This window comes from Chryseobacterium balustinum, from assembly GCF_900168205.1.
Classification (GTDB): Bacteria; Bacteroidota; Bacteroidia; order Flavobacteriales; family Weeksellaceae; genus Chryseobacterium; species Chryseobacterium balustinum.
Window position 1 is genome coordinate 18,616 of record NZ_FUZE01000011.1, and the last position, 12,251, is coordinate 30,866.

General features: G+C 33.1%; 10 protein-coding genes. All 10 read left to right on the forward strand.

Annotation, left to right across the window (positions count from 1 at the left end):
• The first annotated feature begins 2 nt into the window (after positions 1 to 2).
• The 10 genes from B5X64_RS13275 (at position 3) to B5X64_RS13320 (ending at position 12,235) form a co-directional block, all read left to right on the forward strand.
• The gene (locus tag B5X64_RS13275; protein WP_079465711.1) at positions 3 to 5,948 is read left to right on the forward strand and encodes an alpha-2-macroglobulin family protein; all 5,946 of its coding nucleotides are present in this window, start codon (positions 3 to 5) and stop codon (positions 5,946 to 5,948) included.
• Between the two features lie 42 nt (positions 5,949 to 5,990).
• Entirely contained in the window at positions 5,991 to 6,482 is a 492-nt protein-coding gene (gene eco, locus B5X64_RS13280) for a serine protease inhibitor ecotin (protein WP_079465712.1), read from the forward strand.
• 137 nt (positions 6,483 to 6,619) lie between these two features.
• A complete protein-coding gene (locus tag B5X64_RS13285; RefSeq protein WP_079465713.1) occupies positions 6,620 to 7,075 on the forward strand; it encodes a DUF1569 domain-containing protein in 456 nt (151 codons plus the stop codon).
• An 11-nt stretch (positions 7,076 to 7,086) separates the two neighbouring features.
• Complete coding sequence (locus tag B5X64_RS13290) at positions 7,087 to 7,557, forward strand: hypothetical protein (RefSeq protein WP_079465714.1); 471 nt, start codon at positions 7,087 to 7,089, stop codon at positions 7,555 to 7,557.
• Between the two features lie 2 nt (positions 7,558 to 7,559).
• Positions 7,560 to 7,961: a hypothetical protein gene (locus tag B5X64_RS13295; RefSeq protein WP_079465715.1), complete on the forward strand. Its 402-nt coding sequence runs from the start codon at positions 7,560 to 7,562 to the stop codon at positions 7,959 to 7,961.
• Between the two features lie 8 nt (positions 7,962 to 7,969).
• Complete coding sequence (locus tag B5X64_RS13300) at positions 7,970 to 8,341, forward strand: VOC family protein (RefSeq protein WP_079465716.1); 372 nt, start codon at positions 7,970 to 7,972, stop codon at positions 8,339 to 8,341.
• 100 nt (positions 8,342 to 8,441) lie between these two features.
• On the forward strand, positions 8,442 to 8,891 hold the full coding sequence (locus tag B5X64_RS13305) for a VOC family protein (protein WP_079465795.1): 450 nt from the start codon (positions 8,442 to 8,444) through the stop codon (positions 8,889 to 8,891).
• 212 nt (positions 8,892 to 9,103) lie between these two features.
• Positions 9,104 to 9,496: a DUF1398 domain-containing protein gene (locus B5X64_RS13310; protein WP_079465717.1), complete on the forward strand. Its 393-nt coding sequence runs from the start codon at positions 9,104 to 9,106 to the stop codon at positions 9,494 to 9,496.
• Between the two features lie 347 nt (positions 9,497 to 9,843).
• Entirely contained in the window at positions 9,844 to 10,518 is a 675-nt protein-coding gene (locus B5X64_RS13315; RefSeq protein ID WP_079465718.1) for a DUF2490 domain-containing protein, read from the forward strand.
• A gap of 106 nt (positions 10,519 to 10,624) precedes the next feature.
• On the forward strand, positions 10,625 to 12,235 hold the full coding sequence (locus B5X64_RS13320) for a Na+/H+ antiporter (RefSeq protein ID WP_079465719.1): 1,611 nt from the start codon (positions 10,625 to 10,627) through the stop codon (positions 12,233 to 12,235).
• Positions 12,236 to 12,251 lie beyond the last annotated feature (16 nt).

Below are 12,251 nucleotides of genomic sequence, written 5' to 3' on the forward strand. Positions count from 1 at the left end.
TTATGCAAAGATTTTCCAAGGTTTTGTTCCTTATCCTGTTTTTATCGTGTTTCTCTAATGCTTTCAGTCAGAAGTATTACGATACGCAATGGAAAAAAATACAAGAAAATTATGAAAAGGGAACTTACAAATCAAATCTTCCGCTGGTTTTAGACATTCAGAAACAAGCTATGAAAGAAAATAATACGCTACAGTTGATTCGCTCTCTGAAAGCAGAATTCAGCATTGTAAACCAGACTGTTGATGACGGAAAAAATGATTCGGTATCAAAGTTTTTTGCTAAACTACAAACTACAGAAAAGAATCTGAAAGGCGATGACCTTTTAGTTTACAAGGTTTTGTTATCTGGTTTTATGTTCGATTATTATAATCAGCATTCATGGGAAATCAACGGTAGAACCAATATGAACTCTCAAGACGTTTCGCAAATTGAAACATGGAGCAAGCTTGATTTTAAAAATTATTTAATCCAAAATTTTAAAGAGCTTGACCAGCAATATCAAGCGATGAACAAGCTTTCTTTGGTAAAATATAAAGATATTTTTTCTAATACCGATTACATTGCTTATTTCTCTACTTTGCAGGATTGGTATTCTCTGAAAAAGGTGAATTTCTTGTCGAACAACGAATTGTTTACAAAGAACGAACTTACAGAAAACAGACTTCTAATCAACACAATTTTTGATGAATTAATTGCTAAAAGTACAGGAAATTCAAAGCTTTACTTTATGCATCAGAAACTTTCGGAAAATTGTATTTTTAATTCTTGTAAAGATAAATTAGTACAGCTTCAGAATTTAATGAAAATGAATATTGAAGGTGATTACAAAGTGCTTATTACAGAAGAAATAATAGATGAATTAATTAAAGGGAAAAAAGAAAAAGAAGCGCTTCAGCTTGTCAATTCTATCAAAAATCAATATCCGAAATCTCCTTTTATTGAAAATATTAAGAATAAGGAAAATCAAATTATTAATCCTTTTTTAAACTTCAAATACGAAGAGCAGACTCAGCCTAATCTTCCGATTCATTTGGTTGCAGAGTTTAAGAATGTGAAAGAATTTTCTGTAAATATATATCAAGTGAAAGATAATTTTTTATCATTCATGCAATATGCAAGAAATGCTTACAATGACACCTATTCAAAAGTGAAAAAAACACTCGTAAGAAAAGAAGTTTTTCAGCTGAATGACCCTCAAGATTATCAACTTCATAAAACTTCGATTGAAATGAAGGCACTTCCTTCCGGAATTTATGTTGCCGAGTATGAAGTTTCAGGTTCAAAACCAGAAGAAGGTAATAATCATAACTTTTATTTTTTAGTTTCAAATCATAAAATTATTTATCAGAATATCAACGAAAGCAATAAACTTTCTAATGAATTGAAATTAATCAGTTCTGAAAATGGGAAGTCAATCAATAATGAAAATCTTACATTTTATGAATTTGTAGAAAATAAAACTTTAAATAAAGTTGCCGGTAAAACAGATGAAAAGGGAGTTTTCAAATTTCCGATGACGAATAGTAAAGATTATTACAGAGCGATTTTGATTCAACAGCCAAAAACTAATGATTTTCAGCTGATGCAAATGTATGGTAATAATAGTCGGGAAATATACAATCCGAATAAACAAACCCGTACAAAAGCTCAGATCTTTACGGACAGAGCAATTTACAGACCCGGACAAACTGTATATTTTAAAGTAATTAATACCAAAATAGACAATGAAATAGAATCTGTGGTATCTAATTTAAAACAGAAAATAACGTTGAAAGATGCCAATAATCAGGAAGTTTCGGTGCAGGATTTTACAACCAATGAATTCGGTTCTTATCACGGAAGTTTTATTTTACCAAAAGGAAAGCTGAATGGGAATTTCACAATTTTAACTGATGGAAATTCTAACGGCTACAAATACATAAAGGTTGAGGAATACAAACGTCCAAAATTTGAAGTGACTTTTGATTCTGTAAAAGATGAATATAAATACGGACAAACGATTGAGCTGAAAGGTAAAGCAATGATGTTTTCGGGGGTGGCTTTGAGTAACACCAACGTCAACTACGAAATTAAAAAACAAAACATCCGTTGGAGATATTTCCCTTGGTATCCGAATGATAATGATAACGAAAACTCCATTCTTGGCGAAGTAAAAACCAATGAAAAAGGAGAGTTTACCATAAAATTAGACCTTAAAAAAGACGAAAAAATAGAAGGAATTCAGATTGATAATTATCAAATCAATGCTTCTGCTACCGACATCAACGGCGAAATGCAAACTGCGAATACCAATTTGAAAGTGGCTTCGGTTTCTCATTACATCAAAACGGATGAGATCAAAAATACTTTTGTAGATGAAAACATAAAAGTAAAAGTTGAAACCAAAAATTACAATGAGCAAAATCTTAAAAAATCTTATCAGGTAAAACTTTCAAAACTGGAAACTCCGAACAGGATTTTCAGAGATAACTTCAAAACAGAAGTTCAGAATCTGCCGAAATTTTTAAAAGAAGAGTTTGTTAGCAAATTTCCACATGATTTGTATGATAAAAATGATGAAATAAAAAACTGGAAAACTTCTTCTGTCATTCTGAATGGAGCACAGCGAAGTGAAGAATCTCTCGATCTAGGAAAACTGGAAGCCGGAGATTATCAATTAGAATTATATAATATTGAAGGGAAAGACACGATAAAATCTACTCAAAATTTCAGTGTTTGGGATAAAAAATCTTTGAAACCTACACAGAAAACTTTCTTAACGGTTTTAGAACCAAAAGATGAGGTTTCGAGAGGAGAGAAAGCGAAAGTTTATGTCTATTCGTCAATTCCGAATGCTTTGGTGAATGTTTTCCTGCAAAATGGTTTAGGAAAAACAATTACCGAAGTTCACCAGTTCAAAAACGGAGTGCTTGAATATGAAACTGAAATTCCAAATGATAAAAATGTAACGGGTTTAAATATTCAGTTTCAGTTGGCTTCATTTAATGATATTCAGACCGAAACGGTTGATTTAAAAATTAAAGATACAGAGCAGCCATTGAAAATAGAAACGGTAACATTTAGAGATAAAATAGAACCTAATTCTAAAGAAAAATGGACGGTAAAAGTAGTAGGAAATGACAAAGAAAAAATCAATGCTGAGGTTTTAGCCAATATGTATGATATGTCTTTGGACCAGTTTTCTGTAAATACTTTTAACTGGCAAAAACTGTACAGACCTTATTCATTTATATCTTCTTATGCAATCAATACCGGTCTTGAAGAAAAATATTTTCAAAGCAGAATGGAGTATTTTGATAATAAGGTGGTTGATATTCCTCAGTTTAACTGGTTTGATGGAAATATTTACTTTACAGATTACAGCAGACAATTGGAAACCACAACGGGAATGGTCAGTCAGGAAGGAGTAAAAGCAGCAGCATATTCTGCGCCACCGCCGCCACCAACTGCAGGTGCAAAAGCAAGTACAGTAAGAATGAAATTGCAGAGCTTGAGAGTTGATGATGAAGCAATTGATATTTTAAACTCTGGAAGAAAATTAACTGAAGAGGAAAGAAAACAATATATAGATTCTGATGGAATTTTAGATAATGAAGATTTAAATAAGATAGCAATTCGTCAAAATTTGAACGAAACAGCATTCTTCTATCCAGATTTAAAAACGGATGCTGAAGGAAATGTTAACTTCGAATTCACGTCTCCCGAAGCTCTTACAAAATGGAAATTGATGTTCTTAGCTCATACAAAAGACGCAAGAGCAACAACATTGGAAAAAGAAGTGGTGACGCAAAAAGAGTTTTCTGTTACTCCAAATTACCCAAGATTTTTGAGAGAAGGGGATGAATTGAATCTTCAGTCAAAACTATCAAACTTAACAAGCAAAAAAATGAATGGTTCTGCACAACTGCAGATTTTGGATGCATTTACCAATGAAGACATTTCAGAGAAATTCGGGTTGAGTACTTTGACGGCAGTTTCCGGTTACAATAAAGAACAGGCTTTTTCAGTAAATGAAAACGGAAATTCTGCATTAACCTGGAAAATAAAAGTGCCGAATAATGTTTCATCAATTATTTTAAAAGTCGTTGCAAAAGCCGGACAATATTCTGATGGTGAACAAAAAGCGATTCCGGTTTTACCAAACAGAATGTTGGTGACCGATGCAGTTCCGATTTTTGTAAAAGAAGGCGAAACAAAAACTTTTGTTTTAGACAATCTTAAAAATACAAACTCGACAACCATTTCTAATGTTTCAAATACTTTGGAACTGACGACCAATCCGATTTGGGAAATCATGTTTGCGCTTCCAAGTCTGAAAAATGACCAGAATAGTTCTGCAGATGTAGTCTTTAATAAATGGTTTGCCGATGTTTTGGCTTCAGAAATTTTTAAAGCCAATCCGAAACTGAAAACAGTTTTTGAAGAATATCAAAGCAAAGGGTTATTAACTTCAAATCTTGAGAAAAATCAGGAATTGAAACAATTGTTGCTTGAAGAAACTCCTTGGGTTTTAGAAAGTAAAAACGAACAGGAGCAGATGGCAAAATTAGCATTGTTGTTTGACACGAATAATATGCGAAATGCGATCAATCAGGATTGGAATGATTTCAAAAAACTGCAAAATCCGGATGGTGGTTTCTCTTGGTATCAAGGGTATCCGAGTTCGTACGGAACGTCTCTTTATATTCTTAAAAATTTAGGAAAAATAAACGTTTGGCTAAAAGATAATGTGAAAGACTATCAGTCTTCCGAACAGAAAGAATTGGTGGCAAAACTGATTGGTTATGTTGACAATGAAATCAATAAATACACTGATGTTAAAAGGGAAAATGTAATCAACAACTGGACGTTAGATTATCTTGATACCCGCAATTATTGGGAAAAACAATATCCTTTAAAAGGAAAAGGAGCAACGCTGAAATCTTTAGTAAAACAAAAAGCCCAAACAACCAAAATTACCGATTTTACATTCTTCGGATTGCATCGTGCAGCTTTATTGATGAGCAATTATGGCTTAAAAGATGTTTCGGATAAATTATTAAATTACTTAAAAGAAACTTCAGTAGATTCTAAAACGCAAGGTATTTATTGGAAACAAAATCTTGATGATTGGGGTTGGTTCAGTTCGAAAGTTGTTAATCATGCAGGAGCTTTGGAAGCTTTTAATAAACTAAAGCCAAATGATCAGAAATTCATCGAAGACATGAAAATCTGGTTGATTACCCAAAAAGAAGTCAATTCTTGGGGAAGCTCAAGAGGAACTTCAGAAGTAATTTTCACGATTTTAAATTCAGGAAAATCTTGGACTTCGGCAGAAAGCGACAAAGCAACCATTATTTGGGGCGGAAAAGAACTGAAACCAGAAATTCAGGCGACAGGTTATGTGAAATCTGCTGTGAAAACAGATGTTTTAGATAAGAATTTAGCGACCGTTACCGTTACAAAGCCGGGTGCAGGAATTGTTCAGGGAGGTTTATTTTGGCAATATTATGAAGATTTGGATAAAATAAAATCTTCCGAAAATTATATTTCTGTAGTAAAAGAGCTTTATAAAAAAGTAAAAACGGTAAACGGTGAAGAATTACAGAAAATTTCTCCCGAAACTCCGCTGAAAGTTGGCGACAAAGTAACGGTAAGAATGATTTTGAACACAGATCGTGCGATGGAATTTATTCACATTAAAGATATGCGAGCGGCAGGATTTGAACCGTTGAATGTACTTTCCGGTTATCAATGGAAAAATAGTTTAGGATATTATCAGTCAACCAAAGATGCGTCTACCAATTTCTATATTCAGTATATGCCAAAAGGAAAATATGTTTTTGAATACGATTACGTAGCGAATGCATCAGGGAAATTCTCAAACGGAATCACAACAATTCAAAACTATTATGCACCGCAGATGAATTCACATACAAAAGGTTCGAATGTGGTAATTGTGGAATAGTTTTTGACTCTAAGGAAATTGTAAATTTTAAATCAAACAATTATGAAATTTTTAAAAGCAGTATCTGTAGTATTGATGATGTTTGTAGTAGGTAACGTTTCTGCTCAGAAGAAAAAAACAGAAAAATTTGAAAAGCTTCAGATAGAGATGTTTCCAAAAGCTAAAGAAGGCTTTAAGCAAGTTTATATTCAATTGCCTGTTGCGAAAAACGAAAATGATTTGAAAGTTGAATTTTTTGTAGGTGTTGAAAAATTACTGGATTGTAACAACCATTTTCTAATGGGAAAAGTTACCTCTCAGGATTTGCAAGGTTGGGGTTACAATTATTATGAAGTAGAATCTAACGGAGAAACAGGCGGAACGTTAATGGCTTGTCCGGATCAGAAAAAGACAAAGAAGTTTGTTTCATTACAACCCGAAATTGTAAGATATAACAGCAAATTACCATTGGTTTTCTATGTACCTAAAGACTTAGAGGTTCGATACAGAATTTTGCGTCCCGATGCAGCAATGAAAAAAGCAATTCAGAAATAAATTATTTAAGCTCCATGCACATAGCATGGAGTTTTTTATTTTTACGGTTTTGTTAATAATTCACCGTCCAAATTCAAAAAAAATCTTTAAACGAAACAAAAAAACTGATATATTTGTTTTTAAAGATTTAGACTAAAATGGAAAACGTATTTGACGCAAAAGATGCTCAGAATTATATCAATAGAATAAATAATCTTGTAGAAGAAACGCACGGTTTGTGGGGAAGAATGACGGTAGATCAAATGTTGGCACATTGCTGTGTGTCTTACGAAATGGTTTACGAACCCGAAAAGCACAAAAAACCGGGATCTATTGCCAAGTTTATTTTGAAAACTTTCGTAAAACCAAAAGTGGTGGGCGAAAAAGCTTATCCACATGATTCTCCTACTGCACCTCAGTTTATCATTAAAGAAAGAAAAGATTTTGAAGAAGAAAAAAAGAGGCTGATTGGCTTTATTCAAAAAACACAACAATTAGGAGCTTCAGCTTTTGACGGGAAAGAATCGTTTTCTTTTGGAAAATTAAAATCTCAGGAATGGAATAATATGTTTGCGAAACACCTTAATCACCATCTGAGTCAGTTCGGAGTTTAAAACCACAAATTATGAGAAAAATTTTATTCTTCATCATTTTCATTTCCAATTTTGCTTTTGCGCAGATGCCAAATATTTCCAGCGTTTGGCTCAATAATTCAAAGCCTTATGTAGGAACTATCGGCAACGATAAAGAAGTTATTAAACTTAAAATAAATATTTCTGAGCAGGATAAGAAAAACGATCAGGAATATTTCGTTTCAGGATATACTGTCGTGGAGAATAACTACTCAAAATTTGAAGGAAAACTTAAAATCACCAAATATAAAGATGCTAAGAAAAAAGGTGTTGTTTATGGCGATTATGAGTTGGTAGAAGAAAATAAAGGCAAACATTCCGGAGTTTTTACAGGTAAATTTATTTATACTTTTAAATGGAATAAAACATCCGAAAAAATTCAAAGCCAATACATCGAATTAATTGGCGACTGGAAAAGCTATGACAAAACTTTAGATTTTAAAACACGCTTAAAAAATCAATAATTATGGTAAGAAAAATATTAGCGGTCTTTGCCGGAGTTATCGTAGCTTCCATTTGTATTTGGGCGATTGAAACGCTTAATCATATGATGTATCCTTATCCTGACGGAATGAAGCCGAATGATATGGAAGGTTTTAAAAGCTATATTGAAACCTTACCCTTTTTAGGAAAATTTATGGTGATTGTTGGCTATGCTGTGGGAGCTTTGGTATCGGGATTTATTGCTACTAAAATTTCGAAAGACGGAAAACCTACCGCAGCAATAATTTGCGGAATTGTTTTTCTTGTTTTTACGATTTACAATATGACGGTTTTACCAACACCTATTTGGTTTTGGATTCTCGGGATTTTAGTTTGGATACTGGTTTTAGCGGGATATAAATTAGCTTTAAATAAAAAACAATAAAAAAACATATGAAATTAGGCGTGTTTTCGCTAAGCTTAAGCGTAAAAGATCTGGCAAAATCAAAAGAATTTTACGAAAAATTAGGTTTTTCTGCGATGGGGGGAGGTATGGAAAATAATTATCTCATCATGAAAAACGGAAGTACGTTAATCGGTCTTTTTCAGGCAATGTTTGACGGAAATATGTTGACTTTTAATCCGGGATGGGATGAAAATGCTCAGAATCTTGAGGAATTTGATGATGTAAGAGAAATTCAAAAAAAACTGAAAGAAAGCGGAGTAGAATTAGATAAAACCGCAGACGAAACTACATCGGGTCCGGAACATATTTTCCTGAAAGATCCTGACGGAAATATGATTCTTATCGATCAACACCGTTAATTTGTAATGCGTGTTCCGTGGTTCGATTTCCGAATTCCGCGCCTCGAATCACGCACCTCGAAACCCGAACCTCAATCTCAAATCAAATAAAAACTATATTATGGCAGCAGTAAATGTTTATCTTACCTTCAACGGGAACTGCAGAGAAGCTTTCGATTTTTACAAATCGGTTTTCGGTGGAGAATATCCTTACATCGGAACTTTTGGCGAAATGCCTCCACAAGAAGGAAAAGAAATGTCTCAGGAAGATAAAGACAAAATTATGCACGTTTCTCTTCCGATTTCAAAAGAAACCATATTGATGGGAAGTGATACAGGTGGAGAATGGGCTTCAAGCTTAAAAGTTGGAAATAATTTTTCAGTGTCTATTAATGCAGATTCTAAAGAAGAAGCCGATAAACTTTTTAACGGACTTTCTGCAGGCGGAAATGTTACTATGCCTCTTGCTGACACTTTTTGGGGAGCATATTTCGGAATGTTCGCCGATAAATTTGACATCAACTGGATGGTAAATTATGATGACCCTGCGAAAATGCAACAACATTCTTAAAATTTATACTCCAAATTTGAAATAAATCAAAACAATAACCGGCAATTATCTGTCGGTTATTGTTTTACTATTAAGAAACTAGTTTTTCTTTGCTAAGTGAAATCGAAGATTCGACGAAGTCAAACGCCTTTGCGAACGAAAATATTTTCAAACATTTTAAATAAAACCTTTGCACTCTTTGCGTTTAAAAATATAACTTTAAAAAAAACAAGATGAAATTTACAATTGATGAAATTAAAACCGAACACCAAAAAGTAAAAAGCGGTGCCGATTTTCCGAATTATATTCAACAAATAAAACAACTGGGAGTGTCTCATTACACAACCCTCGTTGCTGATGGAAACACAAAATATTTTGATATTGAAAATAATTTTGCTGAAACAGGAAAAAAATATGATGCTTTAGAAATAACAGAAAATGTAAATCTTGAAAATTTTAAAACCAGATTAAAACTTCATCAACAAGGCGGAACAGATTACCTTACATTTTGTAAAGACTGTGCTGAAAATGGAGTAGAAGGTTGGAAGATGGATCTCAACAAGATGGTCTGCACTTATTTTAATAAAAATCAGAATAATATTTTAGAAGAAAAAGTTCCGTCTTAAAATAATGGGGCAGATATTTCTTTAAAAATTTCGAAATATAATTTTCTTGTTATTATAGATTTTTAATATTAATTTTGTTGAATGTGATAGATGAATAAAATAATTATTCTATCATTTTGAATATTTATTTTGACTTAGAAAATCGAAGCGTTAAGAAAATCAAGGATGTGAACGTTAAGAAAATTCTATTGTTTGAGTGCGGGATAAAATAAGAAATAAAACAACAATCATACATACGCACGAGTTTAGAATTTTTAGTGAGCAGCCTTTATTTTTAGCGAAGAATTTCAAGTCTTGAATTTTTGTTTCTTTTGTTTTAAGACAAAAGAAAAAGTAACAATAAAATTATGAGGTTTTTAAAAAAGTTAGCGGTTTCTGTTTTATGTTTTGGAAGCGTTCTGTCATTTGCTCAGGAAAGTGATTTGGGAGCTTGGTATATGTATTTTGGAAATAATAAAATCAGCAAAAAGCTGAATTTTCATAATGAGATTCAATACCGTAATTTTGATGGAATTGGTGATTTGGAACAATTATTAATTCGTACCGGAATTGGTTATGATTTGACAGAGAATAACAATAATGTTTTGTTGGGTTATGGTTTTATTTTGAGCCAGCCTTACGTAAAAGGTGAAAAGTCAGAAAATATTGAGCATCGTATTTTCCAGCAGTTTATTACAAAACAGAAGTTCGGAAGATTTAATCTGCAACACCGTTACCGTTTAGAAGAACGTTTTTTACAGGATGATTTCAGAATGAGGTTCCGTTATTTATTAGGATTGAATATTCCGATCAACAACAAAGAGATGTTGCCAAAAACTCTTTATGTTTCTGCTTATAATGAGATTTTTCTTAATTTAGACAGTCCTGTTTTCGATAGAAGTCGAGTTTATGGAGCTTTAGGATTTATCATTAATAAAAATATGAGAATTGAAGCAGGATATATGAATCAGCTTCAGGAAAATAAAAACCGTGGACAAATTCAAATCGGTTTTTACAATAACATTCCGTTTACAAGAAATTAAAGTAAAAAAGACTTTGATTCGGTCTTTAAAAACAGAATCTATAAGAGTTTTCAAAACTCAAAAAAACTCAAAATACTTTTTTATAACAACTAAATAATCACAGACCATGATTCACGATTATGTAATTATTTCCATCGCTGTACTTTTATCGGTGATGATTTTGGTGATGGTAGGGCAGAAGCTCAAAGTAGCTTATCCGATTTTTCTTGTGATTGCAGGTTTACTCGTAAGCTTCATTCCGGGAATGCCGCAAATAGAAATTGAGCCCGATTTGGTATTTCTTATATTTCTTCCGCCCATTTTATTTGAAGCGGCCTGGTTTACTTCGTGGCAGGATTTTCATAAATGGCGAAAACAAATATTTTCAATGGCATTCGGATTGGTTTTTTTAACATCGATTGTCGTTGCCTATCTTTCTTCATCAATTATTCCGGGATTGACCGTTGCCATGGGATTTCTTTTAGGTGGTGTAAATTCTCCTCCAGATGCAGTTGCAGCAACTTCTGTTTTAAAAAACATGAAAATTCCTAAAAAAATAACCACCATTTTAGAAGGCGAAAGTCTGATTAATGATGCGTCGAGTTTAATTGTATTTAAATTTGCTTTGGCTGCGGTAATTTCGGGACAATTTATTTTCCGTGAAGCTGTAACCGATTTCTTTACAATGGCGATTGGGGGTGTTGCAGTAGGAATCGGAGCAGGGTTGGTTTTTGGAAAATTTTTAAGATTAATTCCTTCCAATTCCAATATTGATACCGTAATTACTCTGATTGTTCCGTATGTAATGTATGTTGCGGCAGAACATTTTCATTTTTCAGGAGTTTTGGCGGTTGTTGCTGGAGGATTATTGATGTCTTATAATTCGCATTGTTATTTAAGCCATACTTCGAGAATTCAGACCGGAAATGTCTGGAGTGTCATTATTTTCTTAATGAATACCATTATTTTCATTTTGATAGGACTTGAATTGCCAATTGTGGTTGCAGCAATGAAAGATTACACAATTTCAGAAGGTATTTTTTACAGTATTGTGATTGGAGGCGCTATTATTTTTACACGTTTAGCTTACAGTTATGCGATTGTCTACGTTCCAAGACTTTTATCTAAAAAAGTTCGGCAGGAAAATCCAAAACCAGACTGGAAAGAACCTTTTATCATCAGTTTTGCAGCGATGAGAGGAGTCGTTTCTTTGGCAGCCGCACTTTCAATTCCTGTTTATATAAGTCCAGGAGAAGCTTTTCCGCACAGGAATATTATTCTGTTTGTAACTTTTGTAATCATTCTGATTACTTTGGTGGGACAAGGCTTGTTACTTGCTCCAATTTTAAAATTCCTAAAAATTGAAGATGCAGGAAGTGAGCTTCCGGAAGAAAAGCAGGAAGCTATTTTAATGAAAAAATTAAAAGAAACTGCGCTTCAAAAACTGACTTCAGATTTCTCTGAATTATCAGAAAGCAATAGTCTCGTAAAGCATCAAATCTATAAACTGGAAAATGAGATGAAGTTGATAGCTGATAAAGCGCAATGTATGGGCTCTGCAGTAGATTATGCTACCGCAATGAATGAAAATAAAGATGTTTTACGACAAGTTATTCAGGCGCAGAGAAACGAACTCCACCGCATGAAACGTGAGAAAATCTTTGATGACCACGTGATGAGAACTATCGAAATGCAGCTCGATTTCGATGAAGCTAAAATTACTGGATTTGCGCATTAAATTAATGTTAAATTAA